The 24,328-nt window shown below is 62.2% G+C and carries 18 protein-coding genes and 1 pseudogene; 13 read left to right on the top strand and 6 right to left on the bottom strand.

Going from position 1 to position 24,328, the window contains the following annotated elements:
- The first annotated feature begins 88 nt into the window (after positions 1-88).
- Together AAEZ09_RS09460 and AAEZ09_RS09455 are read left to right on the top strand one after the other, a co-directional pair.
- Positions 89-982, top strand: a complete 894-nt coding sequence (locus AAEZ09_RS09460; protein WP_045060082.1) for an NAD-dependent epimerase/dehydratase family protein — start codon at positions 89-91, stop codon at positions 980-982.
- A gap of 149 nt (positions 983-1,131) precedes the next feature.
- Positions 1,132-2,577, top strand: coding sequence for a SulP family inorganic anion transporter (locus AAEZ09_RS09455; RefSeq protein ID WP_205894120.1), 1,446 nt, complete (start codon positions 1,132-1,134; stop codon positions 2,575-2,577).
- Between the two features lie 140 nt (positions 2,578-2,717).
- Here AAEZ09_RS09455 and gliR read toward each other — a convergent pair whose 3' ends face one another.
- Positions 2,718-3,746 (bottom strand): AraC family transcriptional regulator GliR, encoded by a 1,029-nt coding sequence (gliR, locus tag AAEZ09_RS09450; protein ID WP_205894148.1) that lies wholly within the window; start codon positions 3,744-3,746, stop codon positions 2,718-2,720.
- 210 nt (positions 3,747-3,956) lie between these two features.
- Between gliR and AAEZ09_RS09445 the strand changes: the two genes are divergently transcribed.
- The 8 genes from AAEZ09_RS09445 (at position 3,957) to AAEZ09_RS09410 (ending at position 14,440) form a co-directional block, all read left to right on the top strand.
- Complete coding sequence (locus tag AAEZ09_RS09445) at positions 3,957-5,552, top strand: FAD-binding oxidoreductase (protein ID WP_350599235.1); 1,596 nt, start codon at positions 3,957-3,959, stop codon at positions 5,550-5,552.
- Positions 5,553-5,557: 5 nt separating this feature from the next.
- The gene (locus AAEZ09_RS09440; protein ID WP_205894146.1) at positions 5,558-7,141 is read left to right on the top strand and encodes a glycerol-3-phosphate dehydrogenase/oxidase; all 1,584 of its coding nucleotides are present in this window, start codon (positions 5,558-5,560) and stop codon (positions 7,139-7,141) included.
- A gap of 66 nt (positions 7,142-7,207) precedes the next feature.
- Positions 7,208-8,776 (top strand): FGGY-family carbohydrate kinase, encoded by a 1,569-nt coding sequence (locus AAEZ09_RS09435; RefSeq protein WP_350599233.1) that lies wholly within the window; start codon positions 7,208-7,210, stop codon positions 8,774-8,776.
- Between the two features lie 117 nt (positions 8,777-8,893).
- Complete coding sequence (locus tag AAEZ09_RS09430; RefSeq protein WP_350599231.1) at positions 8,894-10,183, top strand: phospholipase C/P1 nuclease family protein; 1,290 nt, start codon at positions 8,894-8,896, stop codon at positions 10,181-10,183.
- A 60-nt stretch (positions 10,184-10,243) separates the two neighbouring features.
- Positions 10,244-12,199 carry a DUF1302 domain-containing protein gene (locus AAEZ09_RS09425; protein WP_350599229.1) on the top strand — a complete coding sequence of 652 codons (1,956 nt, stop codon included), beginning with the start codon at positions 10,244-10,246 and terminating at the stop codon, positions 12,197-12,199.
- A gap of 93 nt (positions 12,200-12,292) precedes the next feature.
- Positions 12,293-13,666 carry a DUF1329 domain-containing protein gene (locus tag AAEZ09_RS09420; RefSeq protein WP_350599227.1) on the top strand — a complete coding sequence of 458 codons (1,374 nt, stop codon included), beginning with the start codon at positions 12,293-12,295 and terminating at the stop codon, positions 13,664-13,666.
- Positions 13,667-13,778: 112 nt separating this feature from the next.
- Positions 13,779-14,024 carry a FitA-like ribbon-helix-helix domain-containing protein gene (locus AAEZ09_RS09415; RefSeq protein WP_205894142.1) on the top strand — a complete coding sequence of 82 codons (246 nt, stop codon included), beginning with the start codon at positions 13,779-13,781 and terminating at the stop codon, positions 14,022-14,024.
- A complete protein-coding gene (locus AAEZ09_RS09410; RefSeq protein WP_350599225.1) occupies positions 14,021-14,440 on the top strand; it encodes a type II toxin-antitoxin system VapC family toxin in 420 nt (139 codons plus the stop codon). Before AAEZ09_RS09415 ends, AAEZ09_RS09410 begins: the two co-directional genes overlap by 4 nt.
- A gap of 156 nt (positions 14,441-14,596) precedes the next feature.
- Here the strand turns inward: AAEZ09_RS09410 and AAEZ09_RS29410 are convergent, their stop codons facing one another.
- Entirely contained in the window at positions 14,597-15,301 is a 705-nt protein-coding gene (locus AAEZ09_RS29410) for a methyl-accepting chemotaxis protein (protein WP_502947569.1), read from the bottom strand.
- A gap of 201 nt (positions 15,302-15,502) precedes the next feature.
- Positions 15,503-16,381, bottom strand: a pseudogene (locus tag AAEZ09_RS29405) (methyl-accepting chemotaxis protein); the annotation flags it as partial.
- Positions 16,382-16,838: 457 nt separating this feature from the next.
- Between AAEZ09_RS29405 and pmrG the strand changes: the two are divergent.
- On the top strand, positions 16,839-17,510 hold the full coding sequence (gene pmrG, locus AAEZ09_RS09400; protein ID WP_205894139.1) for a lipopolysaccharide core heptose(II)-phosphate phosphatase PmrG: 672 nt from the start codon (positions 16,839-16,841) through the stop codon (positions 17,508-17,510).
- Positions 17,507-18,343 carry a phosphatase PAP2 family protein gene (locus tag AAEZ09_RS09395; protein WP_350599221.1) on the top strand — a complete coding sequence of 279 codons (837 nt, stop codon included), beginning with the start codon at positions 17,507-17,509 and terminating at the stop codon, positions 18,341-18,343. The genes pmrG and AAEZ09_RS09395 overlap by 4 nt, the downstream gene beginning before the upstream one ends.
- A 96-nt stretch (positions 18,344-18,439) precedes the next feature.
- On the opposite strand, the gene AAEZ09_RS09390 is transcribed toward AAEZ09_RS09395, so the two are convergent.
- From AAEZ09_RS09390 to AAEZ09_RS09380, 3 genes are all read right to left on the bottom strand, one after another.
- Positions 18,440-20,269 (bottom strand): CocE/NonD family hydrolase, encoded by a 1,830-nt coding sequence (locus tag AAEZ09_RS09390; RefSeq protein WP_350599266.1) that lies wholly within the window; start codon positions 20,267-20,269, stop codon positions 18,440-18,442.
- A gap of 88 nt (positions 20,270-20,357) precedes the next feature.
- Positions 20,358-21,806 (bottom strand): YfcC family protein, encoded by a 1,449-nt coding sequence (locus AAEZ09_RS09385; protein ID WP_350599219.1) that lies wholly within the window; start codon positions 21,804-21,806, stop codon positions 20,358-20,360.
- 136 nt (positions 21,807-21,942) lie between these two features.
- On the bottom strand, positions 21,943-22,848 hold the full coding sequence (locus AAEZ09_RS09380) for a LysR family transcriptional regulator (protein WP_350599217.1): 906 nt from the start codon (positions 22,846-22,848) through the stop codon (positions 21,943-21,945).
- A 228-nt stretch (positions 22,849-23,076) separates the two neighbouring features.
- Here AAEZ09_RS09380 and AAEZ09_RS09375 point away from each other — a divergent pair, with 228 nt between their 5' ends.
- Positions 23,077-24,300 carry an OprD family porin gene (locus AAEZ09_RS09375; protein WP_350599216.1) on the top strand — a complete coding sequence of 408 codons (1,224 nt, stop codon included), beginning with the start codon at positions 23,077-23,079 and terminating at the stop codon, positions 24,298-24,300.
- The last annotated feature ends 28 nt before the right edge of the window (positions 24,301-24,328 follow it).

Below are 24,328 nucleotides of genomic sequence, written 5' to 3'. Positions count from 1 at the left end.
CAAAAGTGATTTGGGCGCTGCGGCCTGTTTCCCGAGGGCGGGGTGCTCAATACTGGACCCATCACTTATTCACGCAGGGAGTTTCTCCATGAACGTATTCGTCACCGGCGCTGCAGGTTTCATCGGCGGTTCGATCGCCACGGGTCTGGTCCGGGCTGGCCACCAGGTCACAGGCCTGGTTCGCAGCGCAGAGCAGGCCAACGAGCTGAGCGCCCTGGGCATCTCCCCGGTCATCGGTACGCTGGACGACAGCGCCATGCTTGCCGCCCAGGCCCGGGCTGCCGACGCCGTGATCAACGCCGCCAGCAGCGACCACCGCGGCGCGGTGGAGGCCTTGCTTGACGCACTGCGCGGTTCCAACAAGGTGTTTTTGCACACCAGCGGGTCGAGCATCGTCGGCGATGCGTCCGGCGGCAAGGCCAGCGACGTGATCTACTTCGAAGACAACCTGCCGGAGCCGACGGTGGACAAGGCCGCCCGGGTTGCCATCGATGACCTGATCCTGGCAGCGGCGCAGGACGGCGTGAACTCGGCCGTGATCTGCAACACACTGATTTACGGCCACAGCCTGGGCGTCAAGCGCGACAGCGTGCAATTGCCACGCTTGCTCAAACAGGCCCGCAAGAGCGGGGTGGTGCGCCATGTTGGCAGCGGCCGGAACATCTGGTCCAACGTGCATATCGAGGATGTGGTTGCCCTGTACCTGCTGGCGCTGACCCGCAACGTGCCCGGTACTTTCTACTTCGTCGAAAGTGGCGAGGCCTCGTTCATCGACATGACCACGGCCATGGCGGCAGCCTTGAAGCTGGGTGAGCCGCAGGACTGGCCGCTGAAGGATGCCGAAGCCGAGTGGGGCTATGAGATGGCCAACTATGGCCTGGGCTCCAACAGCCGGGTGCGCGGCCAGCATGCGCGGCAACTGCTGGGCTGGGCACCGCAGCGGACTTCGGTGGTTGACTGGATTCGTGACGAGATGGTGTGAGTTTGCGCTAGACCGAGTCATCGTTCATCGCGGGCTTGCCCGCGATGGCGTTTCCGAGTTCCCCAAAGTAGCCTGATCTCCCCCGATTCCGTAACATCCTCACCCTCTTTCCCGGCCACGCCCCAGCGGCCCGTAATTTTGGGTACCCCATGAAAACACAACGTCTGCGCGCCGATGTCCTGGCCGGACTCACCACCTCGTTCGCCCTGCTCCCTGAATGCATCGCCTTTGCCCTGGTCGCCCATCTCAACCCGCTGATGGGGCTCTACGGTGCGTTCATCATCTGCACCCTCACCGCGCTGTTTGGCGGTCGCCCAGGCATGGTCTCGGGAGCTGCGGGCTCGATGGCGGTGGTGATCGTCGCACTGGTGGTGCAGCACGGCGTGCAGTACCTGCTGGCCACCGTGCTATTGGGTGGGCTGATCATGCTGGCGTTCGGGCTGCTCAAGCTGGGCAAGCTGGTACGCATGGTGCCGCACCCGGTGATGCTCGGTTTCGTCAACGGCCTGGCGATCATCATCGCCCTGGCACAACTCGAACACTTCAAGAGCGGTGACGCCTGGCTCAGTGGTGCGCCGCTGTACATCATGCTCGGTCTGGTGGCCGTCACCATGGCCATCGTCTACCTGCTGCCACGCCTGACCCGTACCGTGCCGCCAGCGCTGGTCGCGATTCTCGGCGTGGGGCTGGCGGTGTTCCTGCTGGGCCTGCCGACCCGCACCCTCGGCGACATGGCGCACATCGCCGGTGGCCTGCCGACTTTTGCCCTGCCCGACATCCCGTGGAACCTGGAGACCCTGCGCATCGTCGCCCCCTACGCGATCCTGATGGCGCTGGTCGGCCTGCTGGAAACCCTGCTGACCCTCAACCTCACCGACGAAATCACCGAGAGCCGTGGCTATCCGGATCGCGAGTGTGTGGCACTGGGTGCGGCCAACATGGTCTCCGGGGTGTTCGGCGGCATGGGTGGCTGCGCGATGATCGGTCAGACCGTGATCAACCTCAGCTCCGGCGGCCGTGGTCGACTGTCCGGCGTGGTGGCCGGGGTGCTGATCCTGCTGTTCGTGCTGTTCCTGTCGCCGCTGATCGAGCGCATCCCGCTGGCGGCGCTGGTTGGGGTGATGTTCGTGGTGTCACAGCAGACCTTCGCCTGGGCGTCGCTGCGAGTGCTCAACAAGGTGCCGCTTAACGACGTGCTGGTCATTGTCGCGGTCACCGTGATCACGGTGTTCACCGACCTGGCAACGGCCGTGCTCTGCGGGATCGTCATTGCGGCGCTCAACTTCGCCTGGCAACAGGCGCGCGAGCTGTATGCCGATACGCATATCGAGCCCGATGGCAGCAAGCTGTATCACCTGCACGGCACGCTGTTCTTCGCCTCGACCACGCCGTTTCTCAACCAGTTCGATCCCGCCAGCGACCCCGACCTGGTGACCATCGACTGCCGCCACCTGAGCTTCGTCGACTACTCGGCCATTGCCGCGCTCATGACCCTGCGCGAGCGCTACGCCAAGGCCGGTAAACACCTGCGGGTGCTGCACCTGTCCGAACGCTGCAAAAAACTGCTCAAGCGCGCCCGGGTGACTCACGACTGACTGGGTCACTTGCGCCAGTCGCCAATCCCGCAGACACCCGATCCCCTGTGGGAGCCTGGCTTGCCAGCGATGACGGCCTGACATTCACCACCGCCACCGCCACCGTCATCGCCGGCAAGCCGGGCTCCCACAGGTTCGCGTCAGCTTGGCTCCGCACTTCGATGAACCTGGCGAAACTCCCCTGGCGGCATTCCCCGCCGGCTCTTGAATGAGCGATGAAACGACCGGGACTCGGTAAACCCCAGGTACTGCGCGATATCCTGAATCGGCAGGGTGCTGTTGAGCAGGTAATGCTCCGCCAGCTCCTGGCGCAGGTCATCGAGGATCTGTTGATACGAAGTACCCGCCTGATGCAGCTGGCGTTGCAGGGTGCGCACCGACATGGCGAACTGTTCGGCCACCTGTTCCTTGCGCGGCAACCCCTCCTTGAGCAGCTGGCGCAGAATGCCCTTGACCCGCTCCTGCAGCGACGCATCCTCCAGGGTCGCCATCAACCCCAGCGCATGCTCTTCCAGGGTGCGCAGCAGTTGCGCATCGGCCTGGCGCAAGGGCAGCTGCAGGTAGGGCAGCGGCACAATCAGCGCCGAGTAGGGCTGCTCAAACAGCACCGGGCAGTCGAAAAACGCCTCGTAGTGCGCCAGCGTGGTTTCGTCCGGCTGCGCGTGCTCAAACCACACTGCGGCCGGCGCCAGCTGGGTGTCGGCAATCCAGCGGGCGTACTGCAGCCAGGAGCCGAGGACATTTTCCACCAGGTGCCGGCGAATGCGCGGGCGTTGGTGACGGCAGGTCCAGATCAGGTGCACCTGCGCGTCCTGTACCTCGGCCCGGCTGACGCCCATATCACCGACCAGTTTTTCGAACGGCATGATGCGGCTCATGGCATCGCCCAGAGTCGCGCAGTTCATGGTGATGTAACCCAACACACTCCAGGAATTGGGTAGCACGAAACGCGCCGAGTTGAGGCCGAACAGCGGGTCTGCCGAGTGGTCGCAGAAGTAGTCGAGCAACCGCTCATGAACCTCGCCCGGCAACCGCAGGCTGTTGTCGCTCAACTGTTGCGCCTGTAATCCGGCCGCCGCCAGCGCCGGCTCGGTGGCGATACCCAGTTGTTCGGCATAACGCAGGTATTTGAGCAGTGGCGGAACAGAAGTGAAGCCCAGCGATTGCATGATCGTGTTCCTTTGATCAAGGCCCGCATGTGCGGATGAATACCCTGAAAGGTAGTGTGAAACTACCGCTAAAGTAAATGGCCAGTCCTGGCGCGGTGTTTGACTCAATTGGCTACTCGAAGTGGCCGGATGCGACCGTGACACTTTCGGCGGGCTGGCTAGTATGGGTGTCTGAAACATCACTTATAAGAACCGCAAAAGGACACACGCATGCGACGCTGGAACGGCTGGGGAGAGGCAACCACGGTGGTCGAATTACCGGCCCAGGGCGCGGGATTTCTCGCCGAGCGGCTGGGTGTCGGTCGTGTATTGCCCGATGCAACGCTCGAAGAGGCGCTGGCCAAGGTACCGGCTTCGCGGCTGGCGGCGCATGGTCTGTACAGTATCGAGCCGCATGATCGCCTGCTGCATGCCCGGGGCCAGAGCCTGCCAGACTGGCTGGCGCTGCGCGAAGGGGCACCCGGCCTCTACCCCGACGCCGTGGCCTTTCCCGACAGCGCCGGGCAGATCCGCCAGTTGCTGGCGCTTGCCCAGACCCAGGACCTTTGCCTGATTCCCTACGGCGGCGGCACTTCCGTGGCCGGGCACATCAACCCGCCAGACTCGGTGCGGCCAGTGGTGACGGTGTCCCTGGCTCGCATGAATCGCTTGCTGGACCTGGACGAGCAAAGCCTGCTGGCCACCTTCGGCCCCGGTGCCAGCGGCCCGCAGGTGGAGAGTCAGCTACGCGCCCGTGGTTACACCCTGGGGCATTTTCCGCAGTCGTGGGAGTTGTCGACCCTGGGCGGTTGGGTCGCCAGCCGCTCCAGCGGCCAGCAGTCGCTGCGTTATGGGCGAATCGAGCAGTTGTTCGCCGGCGGCACGCTGGAAACCTTTGCCGGCCCCTTGGAAATCGCCACCTTTCCGGCCTCGGCCGCAGGCCCCGATTTGCGCGAAGTGGTGCTCGGCTGTGAGGGGCGCTTCGGCATCATTTCCCAGGTCAAGGTGCGAATCAGTGCGCTGCCGGCCGATGAGCGTTTCTACAGTGTTTTCCTGCCCGACTGGTCACAGGCGCTGCAGGCGATCCGGCAGTTGGCCCAGGCGCGGGTGCCGTTGTCGATGCTGCGCCTGTCCAATGCCCTGGAAACCGAAACCCAGCTCGCCTTGGCCGGTCACCCGCAGCAGATTGCCTGGCTGGAAAAATACCTCGCCCTGCGCGGAGCCGGCGTCGGCAAATGCATGTTGACGTTCGGCGTCACCGGCAACCGCCGGCAGAACGCGCTGTCGCTCAGCCAGGCTCGCCAGCATTTGAAGGCCTTCGGTGGAGTCTTCACCGGTACCTTGCTCGGCAAGAAATGGGCGCAGAACCGCTTCCGTTTTCCCTACCTGCGGGAAAACCTGTGGAACGCCGGTTATGTGGTCGACACCCTGGAAACCGCTACCGACTGGAGCAATGTCGACAACCTGCTCGAGCGTATCGAGCAAAGCCTGCGTGCTGCACTTGCGGCCCAGGGTGAGCAGGTGCACGTGTTCACCCACCTGTCCCATGTGTATGGCGAAGGTTCGAGCATCTACACCACCTACGTCTTTCGTCCGGCGGCGGATTACCCGGCGACCCTGGCACGCTGGCAGGCGCTCAAGCACGCCGCCAGTCAAACTATCGTCGACAACGGCGGCACCATCAGTCACCAGCATGGCGTGGGCAAGGACCACGCGGCGTATCTGCTGCGGGAGAAGGGGGCGCTGGCGATTGACACCTTGCAGGCGTTGAGTCGGCATTTCGATCCGGCCGGGCGGCTCAACCCTGGCACGTTGCTGCAGGAGTGACGACGATGAACCCGGACTGGAATGGCGCGTGGCGAGAGGCCGCGCTGCCGACCCTGGCGGATGAGGCCTGGGACCTGATCGTCATCGGTGGCGGTATCAGCGGTGCCGGCATCGTGCGTGAGGCCGCGCGCCGTGGCTGGCGCTGCCTGTTGTTGGAGCAGCGCGACTTTGCCTGGGGCACCTCCAGTCGTTCTTCGAAAATGGTCCATGGCGGCTTGCGTTACATCGCCAAGGGCCAGTGGCGCCTGACTCGCGACTCAGTGCGCGAGCGCCAACGCCTGCTGGATGAAGCTCCAGGGTTGGTGGAGCCCATGAGTTTCATGATGCCGCATTACCGCGGCGGCTTTCCTGGCCCCCGCGTCATGGGTGGTTTGTTGGCCGTGTATGACGCGTTGGCCGGGAGGCGTAATCATCGTTTTCATGACGCGCAGCAACTGCGGTACATGGCACCGGGAGTGAAGGAAGACGATTTGCTGGGCGGCTCCGGTTTTGTCGATGCGCTGACCGACGACGCCCGCCTGGTGATGCGTGTATTGGCCGAGGCACGTGCTGACGGCGCGGTCGTGCTCAATGGCCTGCGAGTCGTTCAATTGCTGCGCGAAGGCGGGCGGGTGTGCGGGGTGCAGGTCGAGGACTGCGAAGGCGGGGCAGGGCTGCAACTGCGCTGTGGCGTTTTGGCGGTGGCGACCGGTGCCTGGGCTGAACGTCTGCGACCGCCTGAACATCCCCGTCAATTGCGACCGTTGCGTGGCAGTCATCTGTTGCTGCCAGGGTGGCGTTTGCCGGTGGCCCAGGCCTTCACGTTTCTGCATCACGGCGACCGCCGCCCGGTGTTTGTTTTTCCGTGGGAAGGCGCCACCGTCGTCGGCACCACGGACCTGGATCATCACGACGACCTGGACCTGAGCGCCAGCATCAGTGCCGAGGAACTCGACTACCTGCTGGCAGCCTGCGCCCAGCAGTTCCCCCAGGCCGGGGTGGTGGCTGGCGATGTGCTGTCGACCTGGTCCGGCGTGCGCCCGGTGGTGGGCAGCGCTGCAGGCCAGCAGCAGGGTAAACCGTCAAACGAAACCCGCGAGCATGTGCTGTGGCAAGAGCCCGGTTGTGTGACGCTGGCGGGGGGCAAGCTGACCACATTCCGCCCGCAGGCCATTGAAGTGCTCAAGGCCTGTGCGCCGATGCTCGGGCGTACGTTGAACGATGACGGCGCGCCAGTGTTTGCCGCCGTGCCACCTTTGGTGATCCCGGGGCTCAGCAGCTACCAGTGGCGGCGGTTGGCCGGGCGTCACGGTCGAGCCCTGCCGCGACTGGCGCAATTGCTCGAAGAGTTGGGCCATGACACCGTTGGCGCCACTGATACCTTGTGGGCGGAACTGGCGCTGGCCTGCGACACTGAAATGGTCCTGCACCTGGATGACCTGCTGCTGCGCCGCACCCGCCTGGGGCTGTTGCTGCGCGCCGGCGGCGAGGCGTTTTTGCCTGCCATTCGCCAACTGTGCCAGCCCCGGCTGGGCTGGGATGATGCCCGTTGGCAGCAGGAGGAGCAGCTGTACCGGGCGTTGTGGCAGCGGCAGCACGGCTTGCCATGAAACGGCTGCCACGAACCTTAGAAAACCGCAGATATGCAGGCCCTCATGCCCATTGAAGAGAGCTCCATGGACAACCACCCGAACAAGCGTTACCTGCTGGCCATCGACAATGGAACCCAAAGCGTGCGGGCGTTGCTGTTCGATCTTCAAGGCAATCTGCTGGGCAAAGGCAAGGTCGAACTGCAAGCCTACTACTCCACCCAGCCTGGCTGGGCCGAGCAGGACCCGGATTATTACTGGGCCAAACTGGGTGAAGCCTGCCAGTTGCTGTGGGCGCAGACCGGGATTGATCGAGCACAGATTGCCGGCGTTTCCCTGACCACCCAGCGCGGCACCTTGATCAACGTCGACGCCCAGGGCAACCCGTTGCGCCCGGCGATCCTCTGGCTCGACCAGCGCCAGACCGAGGTCGAAGGCGGCATCAAGGGACCCTGGGGCTGGCTGTTCAAACTGGTGGGTGCCCAGGCCACCGTGGACTATTTTCGCGCCCAGGCAGAAGCCAACTGGGTCGCTCGTCATCAGCCCGAAGTGTGGGCGGCAACCGACAAGTTTTTGCTGCTCTCGGGATTTCTCACCCATCGGCTGTGCGGGCGCTTTGTCGATTCGGTCGGCGGCTGCGTCGGTTATCTGCCCTTCGACTTCAAGCGCCTGCGCTGGGCGGCGCCCTCCGACTGGAAATGGCAGGCCCTCGCGGTGCGCCCCGAGCAACTGCCCAGCCTGCTCAAGCCCGGCGAAACCCTGGGCTACATCAGCGCCACTGCCAGCCGCCACACCGGCATTCCCGAAGGGCTGCCGCTGATTGCCGCCGGTGCCGACAAGGCTTGCGAGGTGGTGGGCGCCGGGGTGGTGGATTCCAGCACGGTGTGCCTGTCCTATGGCACCACGGCGACCATCACCAGCACCCGTTCGCGCTACCTGGAAATCGTCCCGCTGATCCCGCCCTATCCGGCGGCCGTTCCAGACCACTACAACTGCGAGGTGATGATTTATCGCGGTTACTGGATGGTCAGCTGGTTCAAGAACGAGTTCGGCCTGCGGGAAATGCAACAGGCCAGGGAGCAGGGGGTGGAGCCGGAGCAACTGTTCGACGCCCTGGTCAATGCCGTGCCTGCGGGGTCTATGGGGTTGATGCTGCAACCCTATTGGTCACCGGGCATTCGCGAGCCGGGAGTCGAAGCCAAAGGCGCGATGATCGGCTTCGGCGACGTGCATACCCGCGCGCATATCTATCGGGCGATCCTTGAAGGCCTGGCGTACGCCTTGCGCCAGGGCATGGAGAGTATCGAGAAGCGCTCGAAGGTCTCCATCAAGCGCTTGCGCATTGCCGGCGGTGGCTCCCAGAGCGATGCGGCGATGCAACTGACGGCGGACATTTTCGGCCTGCCTGCCGAGCGTCCGCACGTGTACGAGGCCTCCGGTCTGGGCGCGGCCATTTGCTGCGCCGTCGGGCTGGGACTGCACGCGGACTTTGCCACGGCAACGGCGGCGATGACCCGGGTCGGCGCGGTATTCATGCCACAGGCCGAGGCGCATCAGACCTACGAGCGCCTGTACAAGGAGGTGTACCTGCTCATGTATCGTCAGTTGAAACCGTTGTACCAAAGCATTCGCGAGATCACGGGTTACCCGGCTTGATGCGTTGAGCAACCCATGGCGCTATCGGAGAACTTTTTCGGCCGGATCGGACAGTGTCACGGCCAGGTGTGGTTGTTAGGCTCATCCCTACTGCACATCCAATAAGAAATCCGAGCAATGAAGCTGCCATTTATCCTGCTGGTGTTGTGTGTCACGGCCCCGTCAGCCTGGGGCTGGTCCAATCACACAGTGGGCAGCTACCTGGCATTGCAAGCGTTGCCCGCCCTGCGCGAAGCGCCCCAGGTGGAAGTCGAGCCCCTGGAGCAGTTCCTCGCCCAGCAGTACCCGGCAGTGGCCCAATTGCTCGATGAGCAGGAGCAGTTTGCCCGCCAGCATTTCGCCCAATACCCGACACGTCCCGACGACCTGAAACTACCCGCCGAACCCGGGGACAATCTGCAACACGCCTTCCTTACCGCGTTGCGCATCAACCCGCAGATTCATCTGGCGATGGTCATCCAGCCACTGCCGGGACGCGACCTGCCCGAACGCGAACACTTGAAGGCCAACCAGGTGATGGTTGAGCAGACCCTCTCGCCCTGGAATCGCCAGCGCTTTATCCACGTGCTGACCGGCGAAAAACTGCCGCCCCTGGCGGTGCTGGCCAGCGCCGCCGACGAACCGGATTATGGCCACGACATCAATCTGTTCAGCGACAACCCTGGCGAGGTCGGCGGGCGCTACGGCTTCGGCCCGCAGCCTTTTGGCGACTCACGTTTTCAATACAGCTCCCAGGCTCCCTTCCACATGGGCTTCTTCCATGAGAGCCCGGTGGTGTACGCCGCTGCCGGTTTTCTGCAGCGCAGCTGGCCGCACTGGCGCGCTTACCAATACATGGGGCTGGCGCGCCTGGCCTTTGCGACGGGGCATTCGTATTGGGGTTACCGCTTCCTTGGCTGGGGCCTGCACCACATTCAGGACCTGACCCAGCCCTATCACGCCAAGCCACTGCCCGGCGCCGGGCTGGCCAGTTTGCTGCTGATGGAAGCCAAGGCACTGGCGGGTTTCGACAGCGACAAACACGCCGCCATCCAGCGCGTCGCAACCCGGCACATGGAGGTCGAGAAGTATCAAGCCGCCTGGCTGCGTCGGCTGCTGAAAGCCGCAGAACCGCATCCGATGATCGCGGCATACGCCAGGCTCGCTGAAGACGCCGATTACCCGCCGTACTCGGTGGACTACCTGCGTGAAGTGGTCAGTGCCCAGGCCGTCGCCGAGTCCGCTGCCTTTGATGAAGCCATCGAACAATGGCTGGCAACCGCCCCGGCCACCAGCGATTTCAGCGCCAGTAATCAGGTCAGGCGCGAAGACTACGACCACCCGCAACTCAACCGGCAACTGTTGCAGTTGCTGGGGCATTTCGGCGCGCACAGCCGGATTTATGTCAGGGCGGGGTTGGCGCCCTGACCATCGCGGCGAAGTTGCCCGCACACCCAAACAATAAAATCAGGGAAGGAGAAACTGACCATGAGGATGCGCTTACAACTGTCTGGCGCCGGCATCACCGGCGCAGGCCTGGCAGGGCTGCTGCAACTGTGTGCGGCGGACGCAGTACAGGCCGTGGAATTCAGTGTGCTCGACCAGCAGGTCACCGGCTCGTTTGACAGCACCTTGTCTTATGGCCGTATGTGGCGGGTGCAGGGACGGGACAAGACTAACGATGACGTCAATACCAACGACGGCAACCGCAACTTCGATACCGGGCTGGTTTCCGAGGTGTACAAGATCACTTCCGAGCTCGAGGCCAACTACCAGAACTACGGGTTGTTCGTGCGCGGCACCGCGTTCTATGACACCCAGCTGATGGACAAGCGCAACGATTACTACCGCAACAATAGCCCCTCGCAGCCGAGTCAGAGTTATCCCCAGGACGATCACTTCACCAACCAGACCCGCGACATTGCCGGCAACCGGGTGGAGATGCTCGACGCCTACGTGTATGGCAACTGGGACGTGGCATCGATGCCGGTGACGGGCCGCCTCGGCCGCCAGGTGTTCAACTGGGGCGAGGGCATTTTCTATCGGGGCGGGATCAACACCACCAACCCGGTGGACGCCGCCAAGTACCGTTTGCCCGGTGCCGAGGTCAAGGAAGTGCTGATCCCGGTCGAGGCGCTCAGCTTCAACATTGGCCTGACCGACATCCTGACCATGGAGAGTTTCTACCAGACCAACTGGAAGGAAACCCGCATCGATCCGGTCGGCACCTTCTACGCCCAGACCGACCTGTTCGCCGATGGCGGCAACACCGCCTACAACAATTTTACCGGCACTGCGCTGGATACGCCGGTGCCAGGGTTCGGCAATGTGATCGACCTGTACAGCGCGCTGGGCAATAACCCGTTGCTCAACCAGGCGCTGGGTACCACCGGCCTGTACGCCAATGGCGTGACCCCGGCGTTCGGCAATACGCTGAAGGTGGCGTCGGTGGGCAAGGACTACAACGCCCGTAACGACGGGCAGTTTGGCTTCGCCTTTCGCTACATTGCCGAACAGCTCAACAGCACCGAGTTCGGGCTGTACATGGTCAACTATCACGCCAAGGAGCCGACCATCTCCGCCAACCTCGGTGGTTACCAGGGCATCGACATGGATGCCCTGACCAATCTGCTCGCCGGCGTTGCCGGCAGCCAGGCCGGGCAACTGGCCAACGGCCTGGCGACCGCCGACGTGCTGGGCAATATCCAGGCGCATCGGCGCTATGCCGAAGACATTCGCATGTATGGCTTCAGCTTCAACACCACCCTGGGCCAGGCGTCGGTATTCGGTGAAGTGGCTTATCGGCCGAACCTGCCGATCGGCGTCGCCGCAACCAACGACCTGATCGGCGACCTGGCCAACGGCGCTGCTGCGGCGGCTGCCGGGCAGACGATCAATATCGGCGGGCAGATGGTCCAGCTCGACAGCCAGATCAACAACGGCGAGCGGGTCGAAGCGTTCAACACCTCCCTGGGGACGATCTACAACTTTGGCCCGAGCCTGTCGTTCGACTCGATGTTCGGCGTATTCGAACTGGCGTCCGAGCACTTGCGTGGCAGCAACCTGCAATACACCGCCTACGACGGCAGCACCCGTTATTACGCCGGCACCGGCAACTATTCCTACGTGTCCGGCGGCGATCGCGGCGACCAGGTCAACCGCAACTCCTACAGCTACACCGCCATGGTCAACGGCACCTGGAACGATGTGTATGCCGGGGTCAACGTCTCGCCCTATGTCGTCTACAAGGATGATTTCAAGGGCAACAGCTACCAGGCGGGCAACACCATCGAAGGGCGCAAGGCCTACACCCTGGGCATCAAGGCCAACTACCAGAACAGGTTCGAGGCCGAGTTGCAGTACACCGAGTTCTACGGCGGAGGCCAGAACAACGGTATCCGCGACCGCGACAACGTTGGGTTCAACCTCAAGTACTTCCTGTGATGGCCCGGTCCAGGTAAGCGCACTCAATGGTGGGAGCGCGGCTCTGTAGGAGCAAGCCTTGCTCCCACAGGATTTCTATTTTGGAGAATGTCCATGTTGCATACGTCACGACTGATCAACACTACGCTGGCCGTGGTTCTGAGCCTGGCTGCCGGCAGCGCGCTGGCAGCCATCACGCCCCAGCAAGCGCAGCAACTCAAGACCACACTGACCCCTCTGGGCGCCGAGCGTGCCGGCAACGCTGCCGGCACCATTCCGGCCTGGGACGGCGGCATCACCCAGCCGCCCGCGGGCTACAAACCGGGCCAGCATCACCCCGACCCGTACGCAACAGACAAGCCACTGTTCACCATCACCAAGGCCAACCTTGACCAGTACAAGGCGCACCTCAGTGCAGGCCAGATCGCGCTGTTCAACAGCTACCCCGACACCTTCCAGATGCCGGTGTACACCAGTCGTCGCTCGGGCTCGGCGCCGCAGTGGCTGTACGACAACACGTTCAAGAACGCCACCAGCGCGAAGCTGCTCGATGGCGGTACCGGCTTTGCCGATGCCTATGGCTGCGTACCCTTCCCGGTGCCCAAGGATGGCGTAGAAGCGTTGTGGAACCACATCACCCGCTATCGCGGGATCTACGTAGTCCGACGCGCCTCCGAAGCGCCGGTGCAGCGTAATGGCAGCTTCGCCCTGGTGACCTCGCAACAGGAAGGGCTGTTCAACTACTACCGCCCGGGCGGCCAGTTCGCCGACCTGAAAAACATCCTGTTCTACTACCTGGCCTTCGTCAAAAGCCCGGCCCGGCTGGCCGGTGGTGCGGCGCTGATCCACGAGACCCTGGACCAGCTCAAGGACCCACGCCAGGCCTGGATCTACGACGCCGGCCAGCGCCGCGTGCGGCGGGCACCGAACCTGGCTTACGACACGCCGATCGCCTCGTCGGACGGCCTGCGCACAGCCGACGACACCGACCTGTTCAATGGCTCCCCGGACCGCTACGACTGGAAGCTCAAGGGCAAGCAGGAGGTCTACATTCCCTACAACAGCTACAAGGTAGGCAGCCCCCAGGTGAAGTACTCAGACCTGCTCACCCCCGGCCACCTCAACCCGCAATACACCCGCTACGAACTGCACCGGGTGTGGGTCGTGGAAGGCACGCTCAAACCCGGCTCGCGGCACATCTATTCCAAACGAGTGTTGTTCCTCGATGAAGACAGCTGGGGCGCCGCGCTGGTGGATCAGTACGACGGGCGAGGGGAGTTGTGGCGGGTGTCGATGGGCTACCTGAAGAACTTCTACGACCTGCCCACCACCTGGAGCGCCCTGGACGTGTTCCACGACCTGCAGGCGCGCCGTTACTACGTGCAGAACCTGGATAACGAAGAACCGCAGACCGTGGACTTCTCCCAGCCGATCCCCGAAGACGCCTATTTCATGCCATCGGCGTTGCGCCAGCGTGGGACGCGGTGAGGTAGGCGCCAAGCCTGCACGGGTTACCGGGCTGACTGGCACGCCCTGCAAATAAAACGTGCTACGCTGCAATCAATGATTTCATTGATTTCATTGATTGCAGGAGTGCGTCATGGCGAGCATTACAATTCGAAACCTTGACGATCAGGTAAAGGAGCAACTGCGCATTGCTGCAGCTCATCATGGTCATTCCATGGAAGAGGAGGCTCGTCTGATCCTGGGGCGGGCGTTGTCACCCGTGCAGCGTGCTGGTGGCTTGGGGAGTCGTATTCACCAGCGATTTTCCGGTGACGCTGGAGTAGAGCTAAACCTGCCATCACGGCATGAAAAAGCGACTGCGGTGGACTTTTCTGAATGATCTTGCTCGACACAAATGTTCTTTCAGAGTTTATGCGCGTCGAACCTGATTCAAAGGTTCTGGATTGGGTCGATTCGCAGCCGGCGATGGAGCTGGCTATCAGCGCGATCACTGTCGCGGAAATTCTGCACGGCATTGCTCGACTTCCGTTCGGTAAGCGCAAACAGAAACTGGAGTCCCATGCGATGGCGATGTTCGAAGAGGATTTCGCCGGACGCATTCTGCCGTTTGATGCTCACGCTGGGGTGGAGTATGCGGCGCTGGTAGCAGGCGCAGAGGCAAGTGGTCGAACGGTTTCGATGGCTGATGCGCAAATCGCCGCCATTTGCCGAAGCCATGGGGCGGCGATTGCCACGCGAAACGTGCGGGACTTCGAGTTTTGCGTAGTTGAAGTGATCAACCCGTGGGATGCCTAAACTTCACAGGCCGTCAGACCATTTCTTCGCAACGCCGCCTGGCACAACTCCGTTCCCACAGGGATATGTGTCGTTCGATGAACTCGTGAACGACGTAAACCTTGTGGGAGCGGCGATGCTTGGCGAAACGATCTGCCATTCACCGCAACCGCGTGATCAAACGCGGAAGTGGCTCACCATCATCTGTAACTGACCACCCAGGCGCGCCAGTTCGACACTGGACTTGGCCGTCTCGTCGCTCGCTGCCGCGGTCTGTTCCGACACGTCGCGCACGTTGATGATGCTGCGGCTGATCTCTTCGGCCACGGCGCTTTGCTGTTCGGCCGCGGCGGCGATCTGCTGGTTCATCGACTGGATGTTCGACACCGTGCGGGTGATGGTCTCCAGGGACAGGCCAGCCTTGCGGGTCAGGGCGACACTGCTGTCGGTCAGGGTGCGGCTGTTGTTCATCACAGTCGATACCTGCTGGGTGCCGTTCTGCAAACCGGCCACCAGGCCTTCGATCTCCTCGGTGGATTTCTGCGTGCGCTGGGCCAGCCCGCGAACTTCATCGGCAACCACGGCAAAGCCACGGCCGGCTTCACCGGCGCGAGCCGCTTCGATGGCGGCGTTGAGTGCAAGCAGATTGGTCTGCTCGGCGACGGCTTTGATCACGTCCATGACGCTGCCGATCTTGTCGCTTTCCTGTTGCAGCACACTCATGGCTTCGGTGGAACGCGCCACTTCGCTGGCCAGGCGTTCGATCTGCGCAATGGCTTCGTTGACCACCTTGTCGCCTGCACGCGCTTCGCCATCAGCGGCGGCGGCCGCTTGCGAGGCCTGTTCGGCATTGCGCGCCACCTCCTGCACAGTCGCGGTCATCTCGTGCATGGCGGTGGCCACCTGATCGGTCTCGACCTTCTGGCTGTTGACGCCGGCGCTGGTTTGCTCGGTGACGGCGGACAGCTCTTCAGCGGCACTGGCAATCTGTGCGACGCCGTCGCGGATGCCGCTGATCAGTTCACGCAGGGTCACGCCCATGCGCGCGATGCCTTGTTGCAACACGCCCAGTTCATCGCGGCGAGTGACCTTGATGTCCTGCGAAAGGTCGCCTCCGGCAATACGCTCGACCACCGCCAGGGTTTCCCGCAGCGGGCCGGTGATCTGCCGGGTGATGAGCACAGCGGCAATGATGCCCACCAGCAGCGCCAGCAGGGTGCTGATCAATTGCAGGGTGCGCGCCTGTGCGCTTTCGACGTCGCGGCGGTCGAGCTGGATTTGATACAGCTGATCGCTCAGGGACACGATGGCCGCGCCTTCGTCGGTCATTTCCTTGCGCGCCTGAACCGCCTCACTGCTGGCATTCTTGTAAGCCTGCAATGCACTGCGGTAGTTGCCCAGCGCGGTTTCCAGCTGACGCAGTGCGTCGAGCTGAGTATCAGCGAAATGCACGTTGAGCGGTGTCAGGCTGGCAATCGCGGCGTCCAGTTGGCCGAGCGCTTTTTGCTCGGTCTCGGCATTGGAGGTGGCGGTGTAGCCGCGCACTTCGTAGCGGGCCAGCAGGAAGGCTTCCTTGGCCGCAGTGATGGCCTGGAACTGTTCAAAGCGCTGGTCGCCGGGCGGCATTTGCTGCACGCGAGTGTTGATGGCATTGATCAGCGAATTGGCGATTTCGGCGTTGGCGCCCATGGCGTCGCGCGCGCTGTTGCCGGAGCGGTAGGCACTGCGCATCTTGTTCAGGGACGTTTTGTAGGCGTCGATCTGAGCGCCTTGCTCGCGCAGCAGCTTGAGGTTTTCCGGGCTCTTGAATTTCACCAGCAACGCTTGTTGCTGGGCGGAAAACGCGTCGAGGGTGGTCTGTACATTCTGCGCGGCGGTTTCGTCGCCGTTGGTCAGCATGTATTGCAGGCGCACCACTCGCAGCTTGGTCAGGCCAGCGTTGAGCTGGGTGATGTCGCTCATCCAGTTGCTGCGGTCAATCAACCCGCCCAGGCTTGTCCAGCCGGTCAGGGCGAGGACGCAGGTCAGTGCCAGGACCAGGCCAAATCCCAGGCCCAGTTTCAGGTTTACGCTGATGTTGCCGAACCAGCTATTCATCACAATTCCTCCAGGAACGTTGTGTTTCTTGATCGTCGTTAGGCTGGAAGATTGTTGTTTTTGAGAGCCAGCAAAAAATGGGTAGCAGGGGGGTATCGGCAGCTGGCCTGGTAACTGAAGGTCAAAAGATCGCAGCCTCGTTTCACTTGGCAGCTCCTACGAGGGAGCCCGCCGCGGGCCTGCTGTAGGAGCTGCCGAGCGAAACGAGGCTGCGATCTTTTCTTAAGCTTTTTTTCACATTCGTTTCACCCCCTGCCAACGCCCCACTCTCTAACTTCGCGGCATCAAATGAAGATGATGCATGCCGGCGAGGCGGCCAGATGTGGAATTAAGACTGAGTCTGTTGGGCATAAAGCGCTCTATTGATCTGAGCTGGCTGACCCGTTATCGAAATACGGTCGTGGTCCTGGCGTCTGCCCTGCTGGTGATTCCGTTGACCCTCTGGCTGTTGGCACCCGCCGCCGTACCCGACCTGGCCCATGGCAATACTGCTGGCGCCCGGGCATTGCTCGATGGCTGGGCTAAGGGCGACATGATCGTCCTGGTGCGCCACGTCGAGCGTTGCGATCACTCCAGCGCCGCGTGCCTGAGTGGCGAGGACGGCATCACCTCGCGCTCGCGCAGTGTCGCGGTGGGCGTCGGCGCGCAGTTCGAGCAGTTGGGGCTCGACAAGGCGGACGTCTACAACAGCCCGATACTGCGTACTGCGCAGACGGCCGGGTACATGTTCAACAAAGTGGGCGCCGGTGAAGAGTGGTTGATCAATTGCCGGGGCACCATGCTGAAGGATGCACTGATGCATAAAGTACCGGGCCGCAACCTGATTCTGGTCACGCACAGCGAGTGCATGGCGCAACTGGAAAAAGACCTCAAGCTGCCCGTCTCGACCCTCGGTTACGGGGCGTCGCTGTTCATCTCTGCCCAAGCCTTTACCGTGCCGCGCATGCTGGGCTTCGTAGAAGCTTCCGACTGGCGCTCGGTGACCACCCAATGAGCCGATCCATGCGCTTCTATGCCTTCAATTTCGGTATCCCGCTGGCCCTCGCCGTCGCGGTGTTCCTGCTGTTCGACCTGACCCGAATCGACATCGCCTTCAATGATCTTTTTTATGACCCGGTCAGCCAGACTTTCCCGCTGGACCACGTGCACCTGTTCGAAAAAATCACCCATAAATGGGCGCGCATCATCCCCAACTGGACCGGTGAAATCGCAATCATCGGCGCCTTGCTGTCCTTTTTATGGCCGCGTCTGAAGGCTGAAAAGCATGCGAAGCTCATCCGCTTCCTGGAGCGAATCAAGCTGGCCCCGGTGCTGCGATTTGCCACCAGACACCGTCGGGATTTCCTGTACGTGGTGTTCGCGTTTTCCATCAGCACCGGCGTGATCCACTACCTCAAGGGCCACACCAGCGTGTACTGCCCGATTGAAACCACCCAGTACGGCGGCAAGATCGAGCACAAGGAGTGGTACCAGAACTTCGACCTGCTCAAAGTCGCGGGTGAAGGGCGCTGCTGGCCAGGCGGGCATGCCTCGGGTGGTTTCACCATGCTGGCGCTGTACTTCGTGGCGCGTCGTTATCGCTGGCGCTATTCCAAGGCGCTGATGTACGGCTCGCTGGCGCTGGGTTTCGTGTACGGCACCACCCGAGTCCTGCAAGGGTGGCACTACATGTCCCACACCTTCTGGGCCGGGATCTTCGTGTGGCTGGCCTGCCTGCTGACGGCGCTGGCGTTCTACGGTCGCGCGCGGCTGGAAGCGCCCGTGAAGCTGGCGCCATCGCGAGCAACTGATGGGGCGCTATCGCGAGCAGGCTCGCTCCCACACTGATCTTCAGGCGACGATGCACCCTTGTGGGAGCCGGCTTGCCGGCGATGGCGTCCAGCCTGGCACACCGCGTCGCGATGATCGCCAGCAAGCCGTCTCCTACACGTCTGGCGGAAGAACCGTCAGCACCAGGCGCGAGGCAAAGTCCTTGCTCATATGTACGGTATTGGTGGCGATTTGCTTGTGATGGGCCTGGCCTTCGGGTTCGCCGCTGTTGGGGTTGACGTCGAAGTGCGGGAAGTTGCTGCTGGCAATGTCCAGACGCAGTTGATGGCCGCGCTTGAACAGGTTGCAGGTCGCGAACGGTTCGATGACCACCTTGACCCGCTTGCCCGGTGTCAGTGGTTGCGGGGTTTCCCACGAGTCCCGATAACGGCAGCGGCGGATGCCGTCGGTGATATTCATCGCGTAGCCCTGTGGGAAGTCGGCGCTGGGTGGATAGACGTCTACCAGTTTGGCGGTGAAGTCAGTGTCGGGCGCGTCGCTGTCGATCCACAGTTCTATCTGCAGAGGCCCCGCGACGATCAGGTCTTCGGTCAATGGCGGGGTTTGAAAGCTCAGCACGTCCGCCCGCTCTGCCAGGGGCTGATTGTTGCCACGGGTGCCAAAAAAATCCGCCCGCTCCCGTTGATCGAACGCGCCACCGACAAACACCGGGGCGCCGGAGGTGAGCGCGCCGCCGACGGTGGGGACGGGGTGGTCAGGGTCGGCGCGATAGCTCAGCTTCGCCTCATCCACGCGTGGTGGCGTGGCACTCAGGCACCGGTCGTGGTGCAGATATAAATTCATTGTCTCACTGCCAGGCAGCGGCCACTGTTGCCCATGCAGCCAGCGCCCGCCATGTTGCAGGCGGCCGGTTGCATCAGCCGTACCGTCGCCGCCACCCATCAGGAACACTTTCACCGGGGCCGACGCTGGCGCTAGCGTTGGAGTGTCCTTGAGCGAGCGCTCGAACCATTGCAGCCGGCACGTCAGCCAGTCCTCGGCCACCTGCCCGTCGAAGTTCGCCGCCGTACCAAACTCGACATCGCCGCTGTGACTGATGTTGCGGTCACCATGCAGCCAGGGCCCCATGATCAAATGCTGTGGCGCACTAGTGTGGCGTTGGAATGCGCTGTAGTTGGCGAGCGTCGAACTGACATAGGCGTCATACCAGCTCGACATGAACAGCACCGGGATATCCGGCAAGTCAGCGTAATGCCCTTCGGCGTAAATCCCCGGCTTGCGCCAGTAATCGCTGAAGCTGCCTTGGGCCCATTGCTCAAGCAGGTACGCCTCGTATTCCGGCACGTGGCGGATCGGCGACTCGCCTGGCTGCCACGGCATGCGGGCAAACCATTGATGGATATCTTCCTGCTCCAGGGCTTCGCGAATCTGCGGATCGGCGAGTGCTGCCGGGCTCTCCTTGGCCTGGCGCCAGGCCCAGGTGGCCTGCTTGAGTTCGAACGCACCCCCCTGACGAATGCCGCACTGGAAGGCGTTGGAAAACCCCCCCGAGTCCAGGACCATGCTGCTCAGCCCCGGCGGATGCAGGCAGGCCATCGCCAGCTGCGTATGGGCCGCATACGACAACCCCATGCTGCCGACTTTACCGTTGCACCAGGGTTGCTTGACGATCCAGGCGAGCGTGTCGAAACCGTCTTCGCCTTCTGCCGTGTACTTGGTGAACACCCCTTCAGAGGCATAACGGCCGCGACAATCCTGAAAGATCGCCACGAACCCTTGCTCGGTAAACCGTGCAGCCATGGCCTCGCGGGAGATGTGCTGGCCGTCGAGCTGCTTCTCCGAGCGCGAGGGTTTGCTTTTGTCATAAGGCGTGCGTTCGATAACGACCGGCAATGGACTTGCGGCGTTTATCGGCAGATAGACGTCGGTGGCCAGGTGCACGCCATCGCGCATGGGGACTGACTGGTCGCGCAGGATGTGCATGGCCGGTTGAGCTTTTTCAGAAAGGGAATTCATATCAGAACCTTGTCGACGCTGGCGCCTGCGGCATCACCGCAAGCGCCGTGAACAGTCAGTAACCGGTGGTCACTGCGATGGCCAGGAGGATCATCGCCAGCACCATGTAGATGAGAAACAGCGGCAGGATGTAGCGAGCCCATTGGCCCCAACCGACTTGCGCGGTCGCCAGCAATACCAGCAGGCCACTGGAGGTCGGGGTGATCATGTTGGTCAAGCCATTGCCCAGCAGGAACGCATACACGGTGGTTTGCGGGCTGACGCCGGAAAGCTGGCCAAGCGGGCCGAAAATCGGCATGGTCACGGCGGCCTGGCCGGACGTCGAAGGGATCAACACATCCAGCCCCAGTTGCGAAAAGAACATGGCATAGGCCGAAACGACCGGGCCATGATCGCTCACCACACTCGCCAGGCCATTGACGATGGTGTCCAGTACCTGCCCGGTGGTGAGGATGATTTCAACCGCCGTTGCCAGGCCGATCAGCACGCCGGCAATCAACACCTTCTTCATGCCGTCGACGAACGCACTCGCCGTAGCACTCGCACCCAACCCGGCGATGCCGGCGAAGGCGATGCTCAGCGCCAGATAGAACGCGGACAGTTCGTGGTATTTCCACTGCCACCGGGTGGAGGCAAAGACCATGAAAGCGATGCCGCAGCCCAATACCAGGAGGTTCAGCAAATGACGCATCGGCAGCGGTTTGTGTTCGAAGCTGATTTTCGCACTGGCGTCGAAGCCCTGCTTGTGGATGCTCCACAACACGAACGCAATCCCCACGCTGAGGAACAGGGCATAAGCCGCGATCCGCATGCTCATGCCACTGAAGATCGGCAAGCCGACCATCGGCTGGGCGACCGAGAGCGCTACAGGGTTGGTGATGGAGGCCAGGTAGCCGATCTTCACCGAGATGCAGACGATCGCCAGCCCGATCAGGTTCGGCAAGCCGAGCCGATTGGCCATCGCGACCATCAGCGGAACGATCAGGATAAACTCCTTGGCCAGCCCCATGAAGGTACTGCCGGCCGAGAACACCAGCATCAGCATCGGCACCAGCACGTAGATGTTGCCGCGGGTCAATCCGAGCAAGCGTTCGAGCCCGGCATCGATCACGCCGGCCTTGTTCAGCACACCGAACATGCCGCCGATGAACAGCACCATGAAAATCAGCGCTGCACGCTTCTCGATGCCCTGCGGAATCGCCATGAAACCTTCGACCAGCGACACCGGCCGGGCCACGCTGTCGGTGGCCTTGCGCGGTTCGATGGAAAACAGCTGGGTCAGCGAGTGGCTCTTCTCCAGAACCTGATAAGAGCCCGGCACTACCAGCGAGTTCTGGCGCTGGAAGGTCCCTGAGTTGACGACATAGGTGAAGGCGACCGCGAGCAACACGATGCTCAGCAGGATGATTGCCGGGTTGACGGGTTTGCGCTTGCTCGCATTGCCGGCATCCACTTTCGTGGGCGCGGCGGTCGGCTGGGTGATGGTGATTTGTGGTTCGCTCATGATTCTTGCCCTGGCTGGCAGGGACGCCCTCGCGGTTATTGTTTTTGGTGTCGGCTGTTGTTGGAGCGGACACTAGGCCAAAGATCCAAGGCCCACAACGTTATGCGTGAAGCGGGTTGAGCTATGCGTTTTGTCCTTATTTGCCCGCGATGGACGACTCGCTCAGGCGCTGTTTGAGGTGTTCGGCGAAGGCACTGACGACACTCGGTCGTGGCTCGTCGCGACGGAAGGCGAGGCCGAATGCATAGGGCAGGGCAGGCCGAAACGGTCGGGTGACAATCGGCAAATGAGCGAAGTGACTGGCCAGCAATCCGTTGACGATGGACACCCCCAGGCCTTCGGCGACGAAGCTGCATGCGGCCCCGACGGAGTGCACTTCGATCCGCACCTGGGGCGTCAGGTTGACCGCGCGAAACACCTGGTTGAGCTCTGCGCGCAGTGCCCGTTGGCGGCCCAGCATGACCAGCGGCACATCGCGCAGATGCCGGACCTCGATCACCGCGTGGCGGGTCAGTGGATGGTCGGCCGGCATCACGCACACCCCTTCGGTTTCCAGCACCGGCTCGATGTCAAAATCCGCCAGTTCGGTGGGCAAGCGGACGAATCCAAGATCGGCCGAACGATCCAGCACAGCCCGTTCGATCATGTCGTAGGAGCCGGTCAGTAACTCGACCACGATGTCTTCGTGCCCCTTCAGGAACTCGGCAACAATTTTCGGCAGCAGCTCCTGGGTCATGCTGGTCGGCACGCCCACCTTGAGCAGGCGCTTGCGCGAATGCCCGACCCTAAGCTCGTCGGCCAGCCGTTGGATACGCTGCATGCCATCCACCAGGTCGGCCACTTCAGCCAGCAGTTCATCGGCTTCCGGGGTCGCCATCAAACGACCCTTTTTGCGCAGGAACAAAGCAAAGCCCAAGGTCTCTTCCAGCTGCGTGAGCAGGCGACTGACAGCCGATTGGGACAGGCCCATCCGCGTCGCGGCACCGATGGTCGAGCCGGTGGACATGATGGCCTTGAAGGCTTCGAGTTGCTTGAGATTCACGCGGGGATCCCCTTGGTTTTAACCGCCGTGAGCTGGCGAAAAACGAGCTTGTGCATAGCCTGATGCGCTTCTCGCATAACGTTGTGCAGGCGCGGATGAGTCGTTAGTGTCCGCCCCAATGCGCCGCTGAGTCCAGCGCGACACCACAAAGATTATCGACACATATCCCGTCAGCGGGACCTTTGCTACTGCCCATAAAATCGACAATACGGCACCGAGGAAATGGTTATGCGTGAGCTGTTCACGAGAGGCGCAATTGTGCCCGTCGCACTACTGACGAGCTGGTCACCGCAGCTGCTGGCTCAGGGGTTTCTGGAGGATTCGCAAGGCAAACTGACCCTGCGCAATTACTACTTCAACGATGACTATCGTGATGGTGGAAACGACCGCCGGGAGTGGGCCCAGGGCTTTCTTCTCAACTTGCAGTCAGGCTATACCGAGGGCGCCGTGGGCTTTGGCCTGGACGCGCTGGGGCTGGCCGGCCTCAAGCTCGACTCGAGCCCCACCCATGCCGGTACCGGCTTGTTGCCGGTGCATGACGACGGGCATGCGGCTGCCGGATTTTCCAGCCTGGGAGTGACGGCGAAAATGCGCATTGGCGATGCCGTGGTAAAAACAGGCAACCTGCTGCCCAAGATCCCGGTGCTGGTCTACAACGACGGCCGTCTGCTGCCGCAAACCTTTCGTGGCACCCAGGTCGAATACACGGGCATCCGCGATCTGTATCTGCATACCGGGCACCTGGATAAATTCAAGCAGCGCAATTCGTCGGACAGCGTCGATATTTATCCTCAGGGCTACGCGGGTGATAAAGGCACTGATTTCGATTTTGCCGGCGCAAGTTACAAATTCACGCCAAACCTTAGCGGCACCTGGTACTACGGTGAAATGCGCGAGTTCTACCGCCAGCAATTCCTCGGCCTGGTGCACAAGCTGCCAGTGGGCAGCGGCAGCCTGACCAGCGACCTGCGGTACTTCATCAGCAACGACGCGGGCGAGGCACGCAACGGCGCGGTCGACGCCGACATGTTCAGCGGTCTGTTTACCTACAAGTTGGGAGCGCAGGCCATCGGGATGGGTTACCAGAAAGTGACCGGCGACACGGCGCTGCCTTACACCAGCGTTTCGACGGTCTACTCATTCACCAATGCCGGTGTAGGAAAGTTCATCCAGGGCGGTGAGCAAACCTGGATGCTGCGCTACGACTATGACTTCGCCGCTGTGCTTCCGGGCTTGAGCTTCATGACCCGCTACTACAAGGGCGAGAACGGGGACTATAAAGGCCGCGAAGCCCGCGAATGGGAGTCGGACACCAACCTGCGATATGTCATCCAGGACAGCGCCTTCAAGGGTGTGGGCATGGAGGTCCGCAAGGCGACTTACCGCTCCACTTACGCCAGCGATCGCGATAATTGGCGCCTGTACCTGACCTACGACATCGCGTTGTGGTGATGCAGTCACGCGATTGCCGACAATCTCC

Origin of the sequence: Pseudomonas sp. 65/3-MNA-CIBAN-0223, from assembly GCF_040310425.1 — a bacterium.
Classification (GTDB): Bacteria; Pseudomonadota; Gammaproteobacteria; order Pseudomonadales; family Pseudomonadaceae; genus Aquipseudomonas; species Aquipseudomonas gregormendelii.
This window is presented reverse-complemented; position numbering and strand designations above follow the sequence as displayed.

Coding starts and splice junctions, on each gene's coding strand:
- gliR (WP_205894148.1), bottom strand. CDS start 3,746: ATGCAATCGCTGGGCTTCACTTCTGTTCCGCCACTGCTCAAATACCTG.
- AAEZ09_RS09385 (WP_350599219.1), bottom strand. CDS start 21,806: ATGAGCGAACCACAAATCACCATCACCCAGCCGACCGCCGCGCCCACG.
- AAEZ09_RS09435 (WP_350599233.1), top strand. CDS start 7,208: ATGGACAACCACCCGAACAAGCGTTACCTGCTGGCCATCGACAATGGA.
- AAEZ09_RS09410 (WP_350599225.1), top strand. CDS start 14,021: ATGATCTTGCTCGACACAAATGTTCTTTCAGAGTTTATGCGCGTCGAA.
- AAEZ09_RS09420 (WP_350599227.1), top strand. CDS start 12,293: ATGTTGCATACGTCACGACTGATCAACACTACGCTGGCCGTGGTTCTG.
- AAEZ09_RS09395 (WP_350599221.1), top strand. CDS start 17,507: ATGAGCCGATCCATGCGCTTCTATGCCTTCAATTTCGGTATCCCGCTG.
- AAEZ09_RS09390 (WP_350599266.1), bottom strand. CDS start 20,269: ATGCACATCCTGCGCGACCAGTCAGTCCCCATGCGCGATGGCGTGCAC.
- AAEZ09_RS09440 (WP_205894146.1), top strand. CDS start 5,558: ATGAACCCGGACTGGAATGGCGCGTGGCGAGAGGCCGCGCTGCCGACC.
- AAEZ09_RS09455 (WP_205894120.1), top strand. CDS start 1,132: ATGAAAACACAACGTCTGCGCGCCGATGTCCTGGCCGGACTCACCACC.
- AAEZ09_RS09425 (WP_350599229.1), top strand. CDS start 10,244: ATGAGGATGCGCTTACAACTGTCTGGCGCCGGCATCACCGGCGCAGGC.
- AAEZ09_RS09445 (WP_350599235.1), top strand. CDS start 3,957: ATGCGACGCTGGAACGGCTGGGGAGAGGCAACCACGGTGGTCGAATTA.
- AAEZ09_RS09460 (WP_045060082.1), top strand. CDS start 89: ATGAACGTATTCGTCACCGGCGCTGCAGGTTTCATCGGCGGTTCGATC.
- AAEZ09_RS09375 (WP_350599216.1), top strand. CDS start 23,077: ATGCGTGAGCTGTTCACGAGAGGCGCAATTGTGCCCGTCGCACTACTG.
- AAEZ09_RS09415 (WP_205894142.1), top strand. CDS start 13,779: ATGGCGAGCATTACAATTCGAAACCTTGACGATCAGGTAAAGGAGCAA.
- AAEZ09_RS29410 (WP_502947569.1), bottom strand. CDS start 15,301: ATGACCGCGACTGTGCAGGAGGTGGCGCGCAATGCCGAACAGGCCTCG.
- AAEZ09_RS09430 (WP_350599231.1), top strand. CDS start 8,894: ATGAAGCTGCCATTTATCCTGCTGGTGTTGTGTGTCACGGCCCCGTCA.